The 18,810-nt window shown below is 32.7% G+C and carries 25 protein-coding genes; 10 read left to right on the forward strand and 15 right to left on the reverse strand.

The features are described 5' to 3' along the window. Positions 1–268 precede the first annotated feature (268 nt). On the forward strand, positions 269–691 hold the full coding sequence (locus tag KO515_RS14605) for a DUF2141 domain-containing protein (RefSeq protein WP_215937081.1): 423 nt from the start codon (positions 269–271) through the stop codon (positions 689–691). Positions 692–769: 78 nt separating this feature from the next. Here the strand turns inward: KO515_RS14605 and KO515_RS14610 are convergent, their stop codons facing one another. Next, complete coding sequence (locus KO515_RS14610; RefSeq protein ID WP_179336220.1) at positions 770–1,249, reverse strand: Dps family protein; 480 nt, start codon at positions 1,247–1,249, stop codon at positions 770–772. Positions 1,250–1,351: 102 nt separating this feature from the next. Here KO515_RS14610 and KO515_RS14615 point away from each other — a divergent pair, with 102 nt between their 5' ends. Beyond that, entirely contained in the window at positions 1,352–2,290 is a 939-nt protein-coding gene (locus tag KO515_RS14615) for a LysR substrate-binding domain-containing protein (protein WP_215937082.1), read from the forward strand. A gap of 65 nt (positions 2,291–2,355) precedes the next feature. On the opposite strand, the gene KO515_RS14620 is transcribed toward KO515_RS14615, so the two are convergent. The 3 genes from KO515_RS14620 to KO515_RS14630 all read right to left on the reverse strand — a co-directional run bounded on the left by KO515_RS14620 (position 2,356) and on the right by KO515_RS14630 (position 4,216). Beyond that, positions 2,356–2,553: a hypothetical protein gene (locus KO515_RS14620; RefSeq protein WP_215937083.1), complete on the reverse strand. Its 198-nt coding sequence runs from the start codon at positions 2,551–2,553 to the stop codon at positions 2,356–2,358. A gap of 234 nt (positions 2,554–2,787) precedes the next feature. After that, entirely contained in the window at positions 2,788–3,585 is a 798-nt protein-coding gene (locus KO515_RS14625; RefSeq protein ID WP_215937084.1) for a TIGR00266 family protein, read from the reverse strand. A 172-nt stretch (positions 3,586–3,757) separates the two neighbouring features. Then, positions 3,758–4,216 (reverse strand): DUF4442 domain-containing protein, encoded by a 459-nt coding sequence (locus KO515_RS14630; RefSeq protein WP_215937085.1) that lies wholly within the window; start codon positions 4,214–4,216, stop codon positions 3,758–3,760. Between the two features lie 146 nt (positions 4,217–4,362). Between KO515_RS14630 and KO515_RS14635 the strand changes: the two genes are divergently transcribed. The 5 genes from KO515_RS14635 to KO515_RS14655 all read left to right on the forward strand — a co-directional run bounded on the left by KO515_RS14635 (position 4,363) and on the right by KO515_RS14655 (position 8,980). Next, the gene (locus KO515_RS14635) at positions 4,363–4,809 is read left to right on the forward strand and encodes a DUF4870 domain-containing protein (RefSeq protein WP_215937086.1); all 447 of its coding nucleotides are present in this window, start codon (positions 4,363–4,365) and stop codon (positions 4,807–4,809) included. Between the two features lie 94 nt (positions 4,810–4,903). Further along, complete coding sequence (locus KO515_RS14640; protein WP_020896132.1) at positions 4,904–5,245, forward strand: PadR family transcriptional regulator; 342 nt, start codon at positions 4,904–4,906, stop codon at positions 5,243–5,245. Beyond that, complete coding sequence (locus tag KO515_RS14645; RefSeq protein ID WP_215937087.1) at positions 5,242–7,068, forward strand: PspC domain-containing protein; 1,827 nt, start codon at positions 5,242–5,244, stop codon at positions 7,066–7,068. The genes KO515_RS14640 and KO515_RS14645 overlap by 4 nt, the downstream gene beginning before the upstream one ends. A 103-nt stretch (positions 7,069–7,171) precedes the next feature. After that, positions 7,172–7,888: a head GIN domain-containing protein gene (locus KO515_RS14650; protein WP_215937088.1), complete on the forward strand. Its 717-nt coding sequence runs from the start codon at positions 7,172–7,174 to the stop codon at positions 7,886–7,888. 255 nt (positions 7,889–8,143) lie between these two features. After that, positions 8,144–8,980 carry a GIN domain-containing protein gene (locus KO515_RS14655; RefSeq protein ID WP_252723886.1) on the forward strand — a complete coding sequence of 279 codons (837 nt, stop codon included), beginning with the start codon at positions 8,144–8,146 and terminating at the stop codon, positions 8,978–8,980. A gap of 8 nt (positions 8,981–8,988) precedes the next feature. On the opposite strand, the gene KO515_RS14660 is transcribed toward KO515_RS14655, so the two are convergent. The 4 genes from KO515_RS14660 to trxB form a co-directional block, all read right to left on the reverse strand. Continuing rightward, complete coding sequence (locus KO515_RS14660; protein ID WP_215937089.1) at positions 8,989–9,588, reverse strand: YceI family protein; 600 nt, start codon at positions 9,586–9,588, stop codon at positions 8,989–8,991. 67 nt (positions 9,589–9,655) lie between these two features. Further along, positions 9,656–10,933, reverse strand: coding sequence for a hypothetical protein (locus tag KO515_RS14665; RefSeq protein ID WP_215937090.1), 1,278 nt, complete (start codon positions 10,931–10,933; stop codon positions 9,656–9,658). Between the two features lie 36 nt (positions 10,934–10,969). Then, on the reverse strand, positions 10,970–11,557 hold the full coding sequence (locus tag KO515_RS14670; RefSeq protein WP_215937091.1) for a YceI family protein: 588 nt from the start codon (positions 11,555–11,557) through the stop codon (positions 10,970–10,972). 174 nt (positions 11,558–11,731) lie between these two features. Continuing rightward, positions 11,732–12,715 carry a thioredoxin-disulfide reductase gene (trxB, locus tag KO515_RS14675; protein WP_215937092.1) on the reverse strand — a complete coding sequence of 328 codons (984 nt, stop codon included), beginning with the start codon at positions 12,713–12,715 and terminating at the stop codon, positions 11,732–11,734. 161 nt (positions 12,716–12,876) lie between these two features. Here trxB and KO515_RS14680 point away from each other — a divergent pair, with 161 nt between their 5' ends. Next, positions 12,877–13,356, forward strand: coding sequence for a hypothetical protein (locus KO515_RS14680; protein WP_215937093.1), 480 nt, complete (start codon positions 12,877–12,879; stop codon positions 13,354–13,356). Between the two features lie 95 nt (positions 13,357–13,451). Here the strand turns inward: KO515_RS14680 and KO515_RS14685 are convergent, their stop codons facing one another. The 6 genes from KO515_RS14685 to KO515_RS14710 all read right to left on the reverse strand — a co-directional run bounded on the left by KO515_RS14685 (position 13,452) and on the right by KO515_RS14710 (position 16,057). After that, positions 13,452–13,613 carry a DUF1328 family protein gene (locus tag KO515_RS14685; protein WP_047547597.1) on the reverse strand — a complete coding sequence of 54 codons (162 nt, stop codon included), beginning with the start codon at positions 13,611–13,613 and terminating at the stop codon, positions 13,452–13,454. Between the two features lie 198 nt (positions 13,614–13,811). Then, a complete protein-coding gene (locus KO515_RS14690; protein WP_215937094.1) occupies positions 13,812–14,261 on the reverse strand; it encodes a ferritin-like domain-containing protein in 450 nt (149 codons plus the stop codon). Positions 14,262–14,570: 309 nt separating this feature from the next. Continuing rightward, entirely contained in the window at positions 14,571–15,005 is a 435-nt protein-coding gene (locus KO515_RS14695) for a hemerythrin domain-containing protein (RefSeq protein WP_215937095.1), read from the reverse strand. 160 nt (positions 15,006–15,165) lie between these two features. After that, a complete protein-coding gene (locus KO515_RS14700) occupies positions 15,166–15,372 on the reverse strand; it encodes a DUF6327 family protein (protein WP_215937096.1) in 207 nt (68 codons plus the stop codon). Position 15,373: 1 nt separating this feature from the next. Then, positions 15,374–15,721, reverse strand: a complete 348-nt coding sequence (locus tag KO515_RS14705) for a hypothetical protein (RefSeq protein ID WP_215937097.1) — start codon at positions 15,719–15,721, stop codon at positions 15,374–15,376. Positions 15,722–15,724: 3 nt separating this feature from the next. Then, positions 15,725–16,057 carry a YtxH domain-containing protein gene (locus KO515_RS14710; RefSeq protein WP_215937098.1) on the reverse strand — a complete coding sequence of 111 codons (333 nt, stop codon included), beginning with the start codon at positions 16,055–16,057 and terminating at the stop codon, positions 15,725–15,727. A gap of 196 nt (positions 16,058–16,253) precedes the next feature. On the opposite strand from KO515_RS14710, the gene KO515_RS14715 reads away from it, so the two are divergent. Continuing rightward, positions 16,254–17,618, forward strand: a complete 1,365-nt coding sequence (locus KO515_RS14715) for an NAD-dependent succinate-semialdehyde dehydrogenase (RefSeq protein ID WP_215937099.1) — start codon at positions 16,254–16,256, stop codon at positions 17,616–17,618. A 12-nt stretch (positions 17,619–17,630) separates the two neighbouring features. Continuing rightward, positions 17,631–17,783: a hypothetical protein gene (locus KO515_RS14720; RefSeq protein WP_215937100.1), complete on the forward strand. Its 153-nt coding sequence runs from the start codon at positions 17,631–17,633 to the stop codon at positions 17,781–17,783. Positions 17,784–17,820: 37 nt separating this feature from the next. Here the strand turns inward: KO515_RS14720 and KO515_RS14725 are convergent, their stop codons facing one another. Further along, positions 17,821–18,780 carry a bile acid:sodium symporter family protein gene (locus tag KO515_RS14725; RefSeq protein ID WP_215937101.1) on the reverse strand — a complete coding sequence of 320 codons (960 nt, stop codon included), beginning with the start codon at positions 18,778–18,780 and terminating at the stop codon, positions 17,821–17,823. Between the last annotated feature and the right edge of the window lie 30 nt (positions 18,781–18,810).

The raw sequence follows: 18,810 nt of genomic DNA on the forward strand, positions 1-18,810 counted from the left end.
AGTGATTAGTGATTAGTGAAAAATTTAAATTATTAGCTATAAACATTTAACTCTTACATCTTTTCTTTCATCTCTTTTCTTTTATCTCTTTTCTTTTATCTCTTTTCTTTTATCTCTCTACTCTCTACTCTCTACTCTAAAATACAGCTCATCACATTAAAATGACATTTCGGTAATTCCAATTACGTCAACCTGAAGTTTTGTTAGATATTTGAATCATCAACAAAAAAGAACAGTAGTTTACATTAACCATTAAATCAAACGCATTATGAAAAAATCAATCTTAACACTAGCAATCATTTTAACAGCACTATTTGGACACACACAAGAAGACGATAGAGGGATTACAATCACTATTACTATAGACAACGTGATAAACGATAACGGAAAAGTTATGACCGCGTTACACACTTCAGAGACCTTTATGAAAGGGAAAGGTCTTCAGAATGCAGAAACAGAAATAAAAGATGGAAAAGTAACGATTATATTTAAAAACGTCCTACCTGGTGAATATGCCATAATGACTATGCATGATGCCAATGATAATAAACGTATGGACTTTCAAGACAACGGAATGCCGTTAGAATCTTACGGTATCTCTAATAACGTCATGTCATTTGGACCACCAAATTACGATGAAGCTAAATTTATAGTTGAAGACAAAGACCTAGACTTAAATATTCGTTTTTAGAATAATATATACATCAATCAAAACAAAAAAAAGACTGCTAAATAGCAGTCTTTTTTATGATATAAAAATAAATCAGTCTTAAACTGTTTCGCCTAACCAAGCTTTCATCATCCAAACTGTTTTTTCTTGTTCGGTAATGAAGTCACTCATCATTGAGTTGGTACCTTCATCATTTGCATCACCTGCAGCTTCTAAAATAGAACGCTCCATTTTTAATAATTCTGAAAGTGAATCCACAATTAACTCAACTGCTTTTTCATCTTTAGAGATATTTTTACCTACAGGCACTTTTGCAGCCTTTGTATAATCTTCAAACGTATGCAATGGTGTTTCACCTAATGTTAAAATACGTTCAGCAATTTCATCTACTTTTAGATTAGCATCTGTGTATAATTCTTCAAACTTAACATGCAGGTCAAAAAATCCACGTCCTTTAATATTCCAGTGGATACCTCTTAAATTTTGATAATATAATTGAAAATTTGCCAATAATTGATTTAAATCATCAGCTAATCCTTTTGTTTTTACGGTATCTAAACCTATGCTATTTAGTTTCATAATATGATTATTTTGTTTACTCAAATTTACGAAATATTTAAGCCTTCTTCAGCATAGTTTTTATGAATACTTTTAATACTTTTATAGCCTAAATTAATAGTTATGACGATTACCCAACTAAAATATGCTTTAGCCATAGCAGAGCACAAAAATTTTACCAAAGCAGCAGAAAAATGCTTCGTCACACAACCCACTTTAAGCACACAAATTCAGAAATTAGAAGACGAATTAGACATTATTATTTTCGATCGCGGAAAAAAACCGATTGAATTAACAGATGTTGGACGTAAAATTGTGTATCAAGCTCGAAATATTGTTAACGAAGCAGATAGAATACAAGATATCGTAGATCAGCAAAAAGGATTTATTGGAGGCGAATTTCGATTGGGAATTATTCCCACGGTAATGCCAACACTTTTGCCGATGTTTTTAAAGAATTTTATAAAAAAATATCCAAAAGTTAAATTAAAAATTGAAGAGTTAACCACAGAAGAGATTTTAATACGACTTAATGATGGTCATTTAGATGCTGCCATTGCTGCCACACCTTTAGAGAGTGACAATATAAAAGAACGCGTGTTATATTACGAACCTTTTGTAGCATATATTCCAGAAAATCACCGATTAAAGGATAAAAAAACTATTGAAGTTTCTGATTTAAATATAGACGACATGTTGCTTTTAGAAGATGGGCATTGCTTTAGAGATGGAGTAATTAATCTTTGTAAAACATTTAAAGACCAAATAGATGAAACATTCCAATTGGAAAGTGGCAGTATAGAAACTTTAATCAAATTATCTAACGAAGGCATGGGAATGACCTTGCTTCCATACTTACATACATTAGACGTAAGAGAAAAGTTAGCGCCCAACTTAAGACATTTTAAAGAACCATCTCCAGCCAGAGAGGTCAGCATTATTTATCATAAAAGTGAATTAAAAATGCAAATTATAGATGCCATGCACAATGTAATTTCTGGAATTATTCGTGGTGCAATTGCTTTTCAGAATGTAGAAATTATAAGTCCGAAAGCAAAGTAATGTTGTCTACTTCCGCATGGAACAGAACTAAAAAAAGCGACTCAAAAATGAGTCGCTTTTTTTAATTATGCTTTTAAATATATTAAACATTGATTTAAGTCTGGGTTTTGATTGATTAAGGACTGAATAAAAATTCTTAGTTCTTCAAGTTCGTAAGGCAGTAATCGTCTTACTGCTTTTTGTACTTCCTTACAGAATAATGTCGCATCAAAACTAACTTTGCTGAGTACCGTTTTAGTGTACTCGTACATTGCTCGCGCCATAGCTATATTTTTTTTGGTTTTAGTTAGGTTAACAAAAAGTAAATCTCTTCTATAGGCTATTGTTTCAATTCAGTTTTAAAGATAGCAAAATTTAATAATGAAAATCATTTTCTAAAAAAGTTTAACAGCATGTTATGTTAAAAGTTTTAAACTATTCGTTGAACGCTATCGGTTTTTTAAGATAATTCTTTCAAATTAATTAATTGACTTACAACTAGTTACATAGACAAAATATTAAAATCGATTATCACCATCTAATAAATCTCCTAAACCACCAAGGATACTTCCTTCGCCTTTAGACTTTCCTCCGCTTGGCACTGAGGCTAAAACTCTACCTGCTAATCTACTAAATGGTAGGGATTGTACATATACTTTTCCTGGGCCTTGAAGTTTAGCAAAAAACAAGCCTTCGCCTCCAAAAATGGAGTTTTTAATACCTCCTATAAATTCTATATCATAATCAATACCTTGTGTAAATCCAATGATACATCCTGTATCTACTCGTAATGTTTCACCTGCTGCTAAAGTTTTAACAGCTGTTGTTCCTCCGGCATGCACAAACGCCATACCATCTCCTTCTAACTTTTGCATAATAAAACCTTCACCACCAAAAAGTCCACGTCCTAATTTTTTAGAAAACTCTATTCCTACACTTACTCCTTTTGCAGCACATAGAAAAGCATCTTTTTGACAAATGAACTTCCCGCCATATTCTGTTAAGTCGATGGGAATAATTTTTCCTGGATAAGGAGATGCAAAAGATACATTGCGCTTACCTGTAAGATCGTTATAAAAAGCTGTCATAAACAAACTTTCACCTGTAAGGATTCGTTTCCCAGCTCCTAAAATTTTTCCTAAAAACCCAGAATCTTTTCCTGAGCCATCTCCAAAAATAGTGTCCATTTTAATACCATCATCCATCATCATAAAACTTCCAGATTCTGCAATAACACCTTCTTGTGGATCGAGTTCTATTTCTACATATTGCATTTCTTCTCCATAGATACGGTAGTCAATTTCGTGTGCTGTCATAATAAAAAATGTTTTAGTTGTTACATTGATTCCTATATAAGTTGTTAAACGTGACGATTTGTTACAGCTCTTTTTTTAAACTCTAAAATCGAAACTATAAATACGCATGCTTCAAACCTAAAAACTTAATTCTCTATGTCTTTTGATTGAAACAGCATTCTGTCTAAAAACACTATAACGATTTAACTTTTAACGTCCATTCAAAATTAAATGTTGAGACTTCGACTCCATCAGCATTTACACCCTTTGCATTTAACCATACCGTTTGCCCTTCACCGGTATCAATCGCTTCCAATATGGCCTCATCTATTTTACCGCCTTCACTGCAGCTAAACGTAATTATTCCGGTAGCTTTTTTTGTAAACGATGCGTTATTAGAAGCAACTAACATCGAAATTTTTTCACCACTACTTTTAATCTTTTTCATGACGAGTGCACCTGTTGTTAATTCGGCAGCCATACCTTGAACCGCCCAAAACATAGATTTAAACGGATTTTGATTTACCCAACGATGTTTTACGGTCACAATACAAGCGTTTTCATGCAACTCTTTGGTTCGTACGCCTGTAAAATAAGCCGCAGGCAACTTAAACATTAGGTATTTATTGAGTTTAGATGGAGTTATATTCATAAGTATTAACCATATTTTTCACTAAAATAATCGAAATAATCCAACCTTACTAATGTTAAAAAAATGTTAATTTTAAGTACTATGCGTAACATAATACCTTCTTAAAGACATATATTTGTATAAGCAACTATTATATCTTTTAAGTTATGACAAATAATCACCATAGAAATCTAGCGACATTTATTCATCTGTCCACCTTTTCAAGATTTTTTATTCCGTTTGGGAATTTTATTGGACCTATAGTATTATGGGCTGCCAATAAAGATAAATCTGAATTTGTTGATCAGCATGGTAAACAAGCTATTAATTTTCAGATTAGTGTTTTACTTTATGCTATAATTTTAGGGACGCTAAGTGTACCGTTTTTCATATTTAAAGTATTCCGAGGTATGGATATTATAGACTTTAATGGATTCCATAAATTCCATATTAACATCGGTGAGCCTTCTCCTCTACTTTATATTGGAGGTGGATTGGGAGCGCTAGCCATCATAGCCTTTATTATTGAGTTAGCTTTAATCGTTAAAGCGAGTTTATCCGCTAGAGATGGACACATTTATAAATACCCATTAACCATTAATTTTTTAAAGTAAGGTTGACTGAAATCATCGCAGTAATCAAAATAATCATCAATAATCAAATCAATCAAAAAATGAACAGTTTAATTAAATTTAAGACACTCTTAATATGAAGATAGAAAACACAAAAGCACAAATGCGTAAAGGTGTTCTAGAATATTGCATATTATCTATCCTGAAGGACGAAGATGCGTATGTGGCAGAAATTCTAGGCACACTAAAGGACGCAAAAATGCTTGTTGTAGAAGGCACTATATACCCACTATTAACAAGATTAAAAAATGCAGGATTGCTCAACTACCGTTGGGAAGAATCAACGTCTGGTCCACCAAGAAAATATTATGGGCTTACAGAGACAGGAAAACTGTTTCTTAATGAATTAAACTCCACTTGGAGCGATCTACAAAATGCCGTTAACCTAGTCACTAATACAAAAACACCAAAGAAATGAATAAAACAGTCAATATAAATTTAGCAGGTATATTCTTCCATATAGATGAGGATGCATATCTCAAATTATCGCGCTATCTTGAGGCTATAAAACGTTCATTTACGGACTCTCAAGGTCGTTCAGAAATCATTGCTGATATTGAAGCACGCATTGCCGAATTATTTGCAGAGCGTATTCAAAACGAAAAACAAGTTGTTGGTGTTAAATTAGTTGACGAGGTGATTACCATTATGGGACAACCTGAAGACTATTTAGTAGATGATGAAATTTTTGAAGATGAACCACAACAACAGTACAAGCAAAAATCAAGTCCATCAAGACGCCTGTATAGAGATACAGACAATTCTTATGTTGGTGGTGTCTCTGCTGGATTAGGACATTACTTTGGAATAGATGCCTTATGGGTGCGTCTACTTTGGGTACTTTTAATCTTTGGTGCTGGTACTGGTATTTTGCTCTATATTTTATTGTGGGCTTTGATTCCTGAAGCAAAAACGACAGCGGAAAAACTCACCATGACAGGTGATCCTGTAAATATTAGTAACATCGAAAAAAAAATTAAAGACGGCATTGATACGGTGTCCGAAACGGTAAAAAATGTCGATTTAAAAAAACATGGAGATAAATTAAAAAAAGGATTTGACCATGTCTCTGATAATATTTCTGAAACCGTAAAAAATGTTGATTTTCAAAAACAAGGAACGAATTTAAAATCGAGCTCTCAAAACTTCTTTGATACCATTGGAAACATCATCATGTTTTTTCTAAAATTGTTCACCAAATTTATTGGTCTCATATTAATTTTTACGGGAATCACAGCTTTAATTGCCTTAATTGTTGCGTATTTCACAGTTGGTATTACAAATGCAATCTATTTTCCTCCTATGGATTTCTTAGATGCAGCAAATGCAGCTAACGTTCCAATGTGGTTAATGTCTACATTATTGTTTTTTGTATTTGCTATTCCTTTTTTCTTTGTCTTTTATTCAGGATTAAAAATATTAGTGAACAACCTAAAATCGATTGGTAATGTTGCAAAATTTACACTTTTAGGCTTATGGCTAATGTCCATAATCGGAATCGTCGTTATAGGTGTAAAACAAGCAACAGAACATGCTTATGACGCTGAAATTATGTCTAAAGCCAACCTTAACATAAAGGCCAACGATACCTTAAAAATTAAGATGGTAGGTTTTGATCGCTTTAATAGCTTCGTCTATAGCGACCACAATAATTTCAGGATAACAGAAGATGACAATGGTCGCAGCCTAGTATCTTCCAACATAAGAATAATTGTATACTCAACAACAGATTCTGTCGCCAAAATCAACATTATAAAAGAAGCTAGTGGCAGCAATTATAGTAGTGCAAAAGAACGTGCCGAAAATATTAGCTACGACTACACATTCTCTAATAACGAATTACAACTAGAAGCTTATCATGCATCAGATGTAGAAAATAAGTACAGCGAACAAGAAGTTAGAGTGATCCTTTATCTACCTGAAGGAGCTGTCCTTTATTCTGACGTAAATACCAGTAGATATATAAATCGTTATTACAACAGTTACAACAGTCTTTTAACGAATTCTAATGATGGGCATTATTTAAAAATTAACAAGAATGAGGTTGAATGCTTGGATTGTGAAGAAGAGGTTATTGAAGAAATAGAAATCATAGAAGAAGAAAAAGAAGAATTTATTGAAGAATCCACTGAAATCATAGAGAGCATCACTAATGAGACACCATCTCAAATTAACAAACCAGAAGTGAGCATCAAAATAAATGATGAAGACGGCGTTAATATTGAAGTTAATGACAATTGACACTTAAGATTCAACAACTCATCACTTTAAAATATGAAATAACGCTTCATAAATTTAAATTTACATTAGAAATCATTCATCAATCAAAAAACCAACAGAAATTATGACTACGTTAATCAGAATTATCCTAATTAGTATTATTAGTATTACCATGCTATCCTGCAATATAATGACAGGTATTGACGGCAACGGTAATGTTGTCGTCGCAGACCGAAGCCTTTCTGATGACTTTAGTGAAATTAAAGTCAGCCAAGGTATAGATCTCTATATTACACAATCGAATGCCATAGCAGTAACACTTGAAGCTGATGAAAATCTGCATAATCTTATTAAGACAGACGTAGAAAATGGAGTGTTAAAAATCTATTCAACAGAAAATATAAGACGTGCTACATCAAAAAAAGTGATGGTAACTGTTAAAACTATTTCAAGAATTAATGCTACGAGTGGCAGTGATGTTTATTCAACAAACACTATTAATGTTTCAAATTTAGAATTGAAATCAACCAGCGGAGCAGACATCACTTTAGACCTTAAAACCGACACTTTAAATTGCAAATCTACGAGTGGTAGCGATATGGAATTACGTGGTGCTACTGTAACATTCATTGCCGATGCAACGAGCGGAAGTGATATCGATGCTTCTAAATTACAAGCAGAAATCTCTAAAGTAAACGTCACAAGTGGAGCCGACATTTCCGTTAATACCTCTAAAGAGCTCACGGCCAATGCTACGAGTGGAGGAGACATCAAATATTATGGGAATCCTGAAAAGGTAAAAAAATCTGATAGTTCTGCAGGAAGTATTAGACAACATTAAACATGTACGCATGGCATAAATAATTATTTTTATTCAATTTAAACAATTACTAATCAATCAATTGTAAACCATCTTAGACTTCTTTTAGAGTTTGGGATGGTTTTTGCTTATCTTAGTTTATTCACTTTAAATTAACCAATATTAAACAGAAATCATTAATATTGACAACCAGAACTTCATATTAAGTTAAAAACGATAAAAAGTGACTTATTTTATGAGTTTTGTGTCTCTTTTAAAGACAGTAAACTTTAGAACATGAAAAAAACAATACTCCTTCTACTTTCAATGATGATCGCTATACCAGTAGCACAAGGGCAATCTAATGACAAAATTAAGGGTGACAGAAATGTTACTATTAAGCAAACCTTCGTCGATAACTTTAATTCTATAGTGGTAGATGGTGATTTTTCGATAGAAATCGTTTATAACAGCAAACCGTCAGTAAATATTGAAGCCGATGATAATCTTCATGAGGTGATTCAATTTAATGTAACCGACGGAGTACTTTCTTTTACAGAAACGACTCGTATTATGTCTAAAAAGAAATTGAATATTACCGTCAATTATAGTGATGGCCTTAGTGCTATTGAAACTAGAGGTGACGGAGAAATAAGATCATTAACATCCATGGAACTCGGAGATGTCACTTTAACAACTGCAGACAACTCTAGAGCCTATTTGAATATTAACGCTAAAAACTTCACGTATAAAAGTTCAGGAAAGTCTAAAACAAGATTAAATTTAACTGCTAATAACACTAAAATAGAATTAACCGATAATAGTAAGCTAGATGCTTTAATTACTAGTAAAGTTGCAGATTTTGATTTGTACTTACGATCTGATGCTGTTATTGAAGGTAATGCCAATACATCAGTGATTAGAATGGATAATTCTACCAATTTTAACGGATCAAAATTTGACGTTAAAACTTCGGAAGTAAGTCTAGAAGACAATAGCGATGTAACTATAGCTGTTAGCGAAAACATTTCTATTGCTGCCTCAGGAAATAGTGAAGTTTACCTTTTTGGAAATCCAGCTATTACCATTACTAAATTTGAAGATACAGCTAAGTTGCAAAAGAAACAACGTTAAATTAATGACTAGCTCTCTAAAATCTTAAGAGAAAATTGAATCTCTATTTTAGGAGAAACTTTTACCATACCTAACATTTTAGTAGGCGCAGTTAAATGAAAATCATTAATATCCAATGGTAAAATGCCACTAACATGTAAATCAGCATCCTTACTAATATGAATTGGAACGGTATACGTTTTCACAATATTACTTAAGGTAATTTCTATAACTGCCGAAGTAGAATCATCGTTTAGCTTTACTGTAGAAATCTCTTTTAACTTAAGCGTAATTTCAGGATACTCTTCAGTATTAAGTAATTTATTAAAGTCTTTATTAATAGCCTTACCACCACAATTAAACTCTAAATTAGGTAAGGTTAATTTAGTGTCTTTAAATTTAATAGACTCATCGTAATGATTGTATTTAATAGGTATTGCATCAGAAAGCGTGTGTATATTAAATTGACATTCAAACGTACTAACATTAGTTTTACCTTTAATTTTGAGATAACTCTCCGAAGATAAAAGCACCGTTGATTCTTTAGATTCTAAATTTTCTACTTCAGAAAACGTAGAACTTATAGACCCTAGAAAGAATAAAATGAGAAATGATATAGTTTTAAACATAACTAAATATAAAAAAAATAAGACCTCCATCTAAAGGATGGAGGTCTTTTTAAAGAAAAATTACTACTTAGAAACTGATAACTGCTTCTAACATAAGGCCATTAAACTGAGCATCTTCAAGAAGATTTCCTGTTCCATAACCACTGTATTCTTGGTTAACATATTCAGCTTTCATTAAGATATTTTGAGTTAAAAACCATCCAGCACCTAACTGAAATCTATTGATATCTATATCATCACCGCTTGCTAACTCAGCACTCACAGTATTATAACGTGCACCTAAGTATACGTTTTCAGCTTCTCCAAATCTGTAAAGAACTTCACCTGCATATTGTGTAGCATCTCTTCTGTCTGCTTCCGATAATGCTCTACCAGAAGATAATTCAACTGTACCAAATACTTCAAGACCACCATATTTTACAAATGGGTTAATCATAATTGCAGTAATTTGGTTTGAAAATCCAGGTGTAAAACGACCTGATCTAAAGTTATCACTTGTTGCTGTAGCATCTTGTAATACATCATAATATCTAGAACCTGCTCTATCTGCGTTATATAAATACACGTTTGGCGCATATCCTGTATTGTACAATGAACCTGTTAATCTAAATCTTAAATCATCTGAGATTTGCTTGTCATATCCTAATTTAGCTAAAAATACTGCTCCACCAGTTGATCCGTTAGATTCCTCTACACTTTGATTTAATTTACCATTAGTAAATCCTAACATTCCAAAAAATCCATTACCAGTGTTATAGTAAACTTCTGCTCCAACTTCTGTAGTAAAAGAATCCATGATTAAATTACCTACAAATGGGTTGTGAATTGCTTGAGCATTATCACTTCTTCTAAAGTGTGCATCACCATAATTATTTTCCATATGACCAATTTTAATAGTCGTATGCTTCATAATATCTTCTAAGAATCCTTCCTTGATAAAATCTAATTTATCAACTTGAAAATACCCACCCTTTACATAAGGTTCATTGTGGTGTCTAGAAGACAAATACGTTCTTAAATGCATACTAACACCATCATAAAGTGCTACATCAAGATCTAAATTTGCAGTTGCTAAATTAAAGTTATATCCAATCTCTTTTAATGGCACCACTCCTGAATTTTCATTATCAAGTGCTTGATACTGAAGTGCAAAGGAACCACCGATTCTAACATGAAGATCTTCAAAAGTTGTAAGCGTATCTTTCTTAGGTTCAAAAACGTTAACTCCTCTTTGATCTGGTTGTCTATAATTATCAAAGTTTCTTGGATTTTTGTCTTGGGCAGATATAGAATATCCCATTAATAGCACTATAGCTAGCGTTACGAGTTTTAATACTGATTTCATAATTATTTAATTTTAAGTTGATTTTTATTTTGATTTTTACTTGTTAAATACACTTTTGAATACGATTTTAATCGCATCACCTGTTTTAATGGTTCCTAATAAGGCTTTAGGAGGATCAATCCCGAAATCGGTCATTTTAAATGATTTTTCACCATTAAGTGAAACCTTATCTCCTTCTAGCTTAACTGTCATGTCTACAGAAATCGTTTTTGTTACTCCAGAAATAGTCATTTTACCTGAAGCAGAAACTTTAAAAGAATTATCTGATAGCTTTTCCACACTTTTCACAGAACTTAATGTAAAATCCATAGTTTTATGATCATCTGTGTTTAAAGCTTTATAAGTGTTTTTGTCCATTGAAGACTTTCCACTTTTCAGACTTTCCGCTTGTACTGAAATATTAAGGCTACCAATTTCTAACTCCGCTGAGTTTGTAATTACGATTTTACCAGATTGCTTTTCAGTTTCTAATACCCAATCATGTAAAGAAGATGTACCGTGCACTTCTAAAACAGAAGATGAATTATTTAAACTGTAATTTTGAGATGAAGCAACCTGAAAAGAAAGCAGACTACATAAAAAAACTGCAAAAAAGAATACTGAGAATTTAATTGAATGTTTCATAATATTGTTTGTGTTTTAATGATACCGCAAAGATTTGCATAAAAAGCGTTTTAAATTATGATAAATGTCATATCCCAGCCATTTCAAAAAAGAATTAGCAATTTTAACCCTTTAAAAATTGCACAAAAAAAAGCCGAAGTGGTTAACTTCGGCTTCATGTATGTTCTAATTAAATTAGTTGTAACTCGAGGTAGCAATCTCAAAGTCAGCGTCCTTAGCTGCCAAATATCGTTCTGCATCTAAAGCTGCCATACAACCTGTCCCTGCAGCTGTAATAGCCTGCCTATAAACATGGTCTGCCGCATCTCCACTTACAAATACTCCTTCTACATTGGTTTTACTAGTTCCTGGTATGGCATTAATAATATAACCTGTTTCATCTAAATCTAAATAATCTTTAAAAATATCTGTATTCGGTTTATGACCAATGGCAACAAAAAAGCCAGTAGCTTCAATGTCGTGTTTTTCGTTAGTTTGATTATTAATTACTCTTACACCAGTCACCACTTGTCCATCACCTAAAATCTCATCAGTTTCTGTATTGAATAATATGTCAATGTTCTCCGTATTTTTAACACGTTGTGCCATAATTTTAGACGCTCTAAATTCATCACGTCTCACCAACATAGTTACCTTTTTACATAATTTAGATAAATAATGTGCTTCTTCACATGCAGAATCTCCAGCACCAACAATAACAACGTCTTGATTTCTATAAAAGAATCCGTCACAAACCGCACAAGCTGAGACTCCACCACCTAACTTTAAATATTTTTGTTCAGAAGGCAAGTTTAAATACTTTGCAGAAGCACCTGTAGAAATTATTATCGTGTCGGCATGAATTTCCTTTTCTTCATTTACCCAAACTTTATGAATCCCACCTGAAAAATCAACTTTAGTAATCCAACCATGGCGTATATCTGTTCCAAAACGTTCGGCTTGCTTTTGTAATTGCATCATCATTTCTGGTCCTGTAATACCTTCGGGATAACCTGGAAAATTCTCAACATCATTAGTTGTTGTTAATTGACCACCTGGCTGTTCACCTTGATATAAAACTGGATTCATATTTGCTCTAGACGCATATACTGCAGCTGTGTAACCTGCTGGTCCAGACCCTATAATTAAACACTTTACTTTTTCGATTGTATCAGACATATTCTTGTATTTTATTATATAAACAAAAGTAGGTTTTTTGTTCAAATCCTTACAATGAAGTTATTAACAGTCATTATAACGTCATTAATTTTATCAATCCAAACGCGCTCTGCGTATAATTTCGTAACTTAAAGGTGTTTAATCCTAAAACCTTAGAAATTATGAAGTACAAAATAGTCCTTTTAAGTATGGCTTTAATGTTTATATCTTCTTGCAAAGAACACGATCAAAAGGCGATAGAAAATGTTGAAACGGGAGAAATTTCGGAAACAAGTAAGAACAAACTCAAAGGTACCTGGGAACTTGTTGGCTTTTATAATTATAAAGATAATATGGTTGTTGATTCATTTTCTAATAACACCATCTCTAGACAAGTGAAAATATATACTGACAACAAGGTGATGTGGTGTAAACTTCTAAAAACCGATTCCATAGAGTTTTTCGGTTATGGCACTTATGATTACAATGACGATGATCTAACTGAAGTTTTAGAGTTTGGCTCGGCATTTATGAATGACGTTATTAAAGAACAACAAGAATTTAATTTTAAACTTGAATTATCTGACGATCGCTTTGAGCAAATTGAAATCGACGACGATGGCAATAAAATATATTCTGAGAATTACAAACGTGTTGAATGACATTATAGCCGCTCCACTATTAAGACATAAAAAATAGCCATGAAAATCTAAATTTCCATGGCTATTACATTCAATACGTGTATGTATTAAACTATTTATTTCTTAATGACTCCTTTTAATAAAGACAGTACAAAGAGTACTATAAATATAAAGAAGATAATTTTTGCTATTCCTGCTGCTGCTCCTGCGATTCCTCCGAATCCAAGAATGGCTGCAATGATTGCTATTATAACGAATGTGATTGTCCAACGTAACATATTTTTTTGGTTTTAAGTTAATTGATTAGTACCTCTAACCTTCACTACAAAGATGGCTTATAATTAGACGTTAGCTTTGCTCATACGCTGTTGATTTTAACCGTATTACTAATACCTACAGTCTAGTATAAATACAAAGAGTGTATTCCAAAACATGGAATACACTCTCGTTATATTTCAACTGAATTTATATCAGTTTTATTTCAAATTTTCTAAAGATTTTACCTTAGATAAATCCGTCTGAATCTGATTCTTTTGAGATAATAAAATTGATTTCGTACTGCTTGGTAAACTTGCTTCTTGCAATACTTCATCGTATTCATTTACAGATGCTTTTTCACCTCTAATGGCTTCTTCTAACATAGACTCTTCATTATCTGCTGAAAATAGAGCCTTAACATCCATCCAAGTTCTATGAGCTGAACCTGTAAAACTTCCACCTTTATCTACACCTTGTCCAAAGGCTTTAATCTCTGATTTCAAATCGTGTCCAAACATTCTACGTTCTTGTGATTTACGGTTAAAAAAACTACTCAGCCCTGAGTGCTCTGTATTCTCAGCAGCTTTTGCATATCCTTTTTCTGCATCGTAATTTTTCTCTAATAAACCATTTAACTTATTTCCTACTTGTTCTGTGTATGTTTCCATTGTGTTTTCTATTTAGTTTAAGGTAACTTTGCTATTAAGATGCTTACCTATTTACATCATTAGTACTACTCATAGCACTTATTGATACTCAAAAGTAATTAACTTTATAAGGATAGATTAATTCAAATAACAGAGACATTAACGCTATTAAATACCGCTATAAAACTTAACATACATTAAGATAAGAAAAGGTTAAACCAACACAAATTATCACTCATATAACCACAATACAAAAGAAAAAGCTACCCTCTAAAATGTTAAAGGGCAGCTTTAATCCGTGATTTAATTTTTCTTTTTCTATCTATATTTTTATCGATGCGCTTTCATATAAGCAGTATATTTTGTGGCGAGTGTTTCCTTCTCTTTGTCATTAAACACCTTTCCAGATAATTGAAAAAACGAGTGCTCTTCATCTTCTAAATGGTGCTCTACTTTATGTTTTAAATCTTTAGCCACTTTTAACCAAGCCGAAGAATCCATTTCTGTTTCTTCTAACTTTTCAATAAGCTCATCAATTTCATGATGTTCAGCAATTCCATGCCTAGCGTGGTCTTGCATCATATCTGATGGAATTAAAGGCTTATAAAAATGGCGCTCTTCAGCGTTCGCATGTATCGTTAATTCTTTGCGTAATTCTTTAAATAAATCACTTCGTGTTTTGGTATCTCCAGATGTCTCCACTAATTTATCCAACAAATTGCGTTGAATATCATGGTCGTGTCTTATGGCTTCATATATGTTCATAATAGTATTGTTTTAGTTGAAGTTGCTGATATTATAGTAGATATACTTAATACTGGGTTAAACTATTTTAAATTGACTGCGTTACCAAATTGTAAGTATCACAAGACGTATTTTTTAGCATTAAAAACGTTCATCGTTAACAAAGTCATCGTAGATCATCTTACTTTTTAAATATCCATTTCTTAATTAAGGCTATAAAACTGTATTTTCCAGTTAATTTTAAAGCAGAATTCACCCAATTTAAGGGCTGTAAATCTTCCTTAAATTCATGTTTTGTCATTTTCAGTTCTTCCCATGCAATATCACGCTCTAACTTAAAACGCTTTAGATCGTTATCTATATCTTCAAATGTTTTATAAGTCTCCATATTAATTAAAGAATTTAGGTCCTACTTTTTTTATAATGTACGCGTTCAATTTAGAGCGCAGTAAATAGATGAGTATTGAAAGCACAACGTAAATCAACCCAACCAATAAGAACCCAAGAGCATGACTACCAGCCCAATTACCAAGTTCTAGAGCACCAGCGATAGAGAGAAAAACAAATCCTGCAAAGAAGAGACTTCCCACGGCTAACACCTTCGTTACTAAACTTAACGATAGCGTTAGTTGTTGAAAAATTTTCAATCTAAAATATTGGTGAGACGCTCTTATATAGCGCTCACCAATTTGAGAAGCTTTTTCTGCAGTGTGATTTATGTCGTTAAATACACTCATGGATTAGGCTTTTTTCTGTAAATTTTTATTCTTAGCTTTTAAATCTTTCAATCGTGATTCAAGCGTAGTAATCACATCTTCTGCTTTGTAACTTGCATTAGATACAATGGCTTCTACTTGATGATCTAAATTTTCTTTTTGAGAAGAAATTGTGTTCCCTAAGGAATCTCTTAATTCAGAAGCCTTTTCAGCCATTAAATCTCTTTTCGTTGCAGCTTCATCAGCTATTCTTTGTCGTGTTACACTACCTTTATCTGGTGCAAACAAGATGCCTAGTACAGCTCCCACTGCTGTTCCTGCTAATATTCCTAATACTGTATTTCCGTTATTACTCATGATGTTATGTTTTTATGTTAATTTTAATGTTCAGCACGTTGCTGTGTTACAAAGATAAATGCAACACCCGCCATAGCTTAACTCTTTAGAAAGTGATATTAGCTGTAATGCTATTTAGGATTAGCGTTAAACATTTTTGTAATAGAATTAACCTCAAATATGGAATAAATTTAAATTTGAAAAGACCTAAGATAACATGAAAACAAGTATAAAAACATACAATCCTTATAATGGAAATCATCTCGAAACGTATACGAAAGATTCCAAATCCGTAATAGACGAAAAATTAAACTTAGCGGACAGCACTTTCAATACTTGGAAACAATTTGAAATTGAAGACCGTACAGGTTTACTTCAAAATTTAGCAGATGAAATCTATAAAAATAAACAAGGGCTCAGCACATTGATGACCGAAGAAATGGGTAAACCTATTCTTGAAAGTGAAGCTGAAATTGAAAAATGTGTCTATCTCATAGATTTCTACATCAAAAATGCAGAACAGTTTTTACAAGATGATATTATAGAAACCGATGCACATGAGAGTTTTATCAGTTATGATCCTTTAGGATGCATCCTCGCTATTATGCCTTGGAATTATCCATTTTGGCAAGTATTTCGTTTTGCTATTCCAACGCTTACCGCTGGAAATGTAGCCTTACTGAAGCACGCTTCGAATGTTACAGGTTGCGCGATTGCAATTGAAAAATTATTTCTTGATGCAGGATTCCCCAAAGGTTGTTTTCAAACATTAATTACGGATCATGAAACTATTGAAGAGCTTATGGCCAATGACATTGTAAAAGCAGTGTCTTTAACAGGAAGTGAGAACGCAGGACGTAAAATTGCTGAGCTTGCTGGTAAAAACTTAAAACCATCGCTTTTAGAATTGGGTGGAAATAATGCCTGTATTATATTAGAAGATGCGGATTTAGATCAATACATCGACACCATGGTTAAAGCTCGAATGCAAAATTCTGGTCAAAGTTGTATCGCTGCCAAACGTTTTATTGTCGTCGACGCGATCTATGAAGAGTTTATAACCAAATTTACCTCAAAAGTTGAAACCTTAAATTATGGAAATCCATTAGAGGAAGAGACCACCGTATCGTGTTTAGCTCGTGAAGACTTAGCTGAAGATTTAGAAAACCAAGTGCAAAAATCGATCGATTTAGGCGCTCAAGTAAAATTTGGTAATCAAAGAGACGGAGCCTATTTCCAACCCACCATTTTAACTGACGTCACAGCAGAAATGCCAGTGTTTAAAGAAGAAACCTTCGGACCTGTTGCTGCTGTTATTAAAGTCGAAACTGAAGATGAAGCTTATAAAATTGCCGCAAATTCAAGATTTGGTTTAGGCACCATGGTTTTTACTTCTAATTACAACGCAGCAACAGAACGCATATCAGAAATTGAAGACGGAGGCTTTTTTATCAATGAAATGGTAAAATCAGACCCAAGACTACCATTTGGTGGTACTAAAATTTCAGGTTTTGGACGTGAATTATCTAAGGAAGGTATGTTGGCCTTCGTAAATATTAAAACAGTATATATTAATAAATAAAATAAAGAAATTATGAAATTTGTAAAAGAAGAGGAAGAAGAACGAAGAGATTACGTTTTTCAAAAAGATGCTAAAACTAAATTTGGAGCGAAATTTATAATACTCATCCTTATCGTATTAGTGGGAGCCGTAGTCGCTTCCGGAATTCACTTTAAGTGGTTCTAAATATATTTAGAAAAGCAAATGCATTAACAATTGTATGTTAATCATTTGCTTTTTTTGATGCCAGAACACTAATAATTAGAATTTGTGTGGCATGAAACAACATTAATGGTAACAACATTATACCCAAAGTAGCCATATTTCCAAATAGTATTTTAGAGAACACAGTACCGTGAACTAATGATTTTTTAGTTCCACAAAATTGTGCTGTAATTTGATCCTTTGTATTTAAACGCAAGGCTTTAGCTAAAACACCAATAAGCGTATAAACAACTACAAATAAAACTAGGACACCCGCAAAAAGAAAGAGCAAATCTATAAGTGAAACCACACTAAACATGTCATTGTAAAACGAGGCCGCAAAACTCTTGTAGATAATGAGAAGAATAATAGACTTATCAAATAACGTTAATTTACTACTGTGTTTACGAGCAAAACCACCCCAATAACGTTGTAAAAAAAGCCCCACAATTACAGGTACAATTATCTGAATAATGAGTTTGAGGTAAATATCAGTAAAGTCGAAATCAGTTTGAGTATTATCTATAAATAATCCCATCCATAGCGGAGTAATTAAAATACCTATAATTCCAGAAATACTAGCATTAAAAATTGCTGCAGGAATATTGCCTTTTGCCATGGATACCATCACCACAGATGATGAAACGGTAGATGGTAATGCTGCCAAAAAAAAGAATGCCAACCAAATCGTTTCTTGTGCTTCATTTTGAAGAAACGGTCGCATTAATAGAACTAATAGCGGAAAAAGTAAAAACGTTGACCCTTGCACTAAGACATGTAATTTCCAATTCTTGAGTCCGGCTTTGAGCTGTGTAGGACTTAATTTCAGACCATAAAAAAAGAATATAAATGATATTCCTATAGCGCTAATTGTATCTAATGGAATCGCACTACGCTCTATTCCCCATTCGGGAAAAAAGTAAGCCATTATTATGATTACAATAATAGATAGGACGAATTTATCAATCTTGATGCTCATGTATAACTATAATACTATTTTTTAAAACGC

This window comes from Winogradskyella psychrotolerans (assembly GCF_018860545.1).
Taxonomy (GTDB): domain Bacteria; phylum Bacteroidota; class Bacteroidia; order Flavobacteriales; family Flavobacteriaceae; genus Winogradskyella; species Winogradskyella psychrotolerans_A.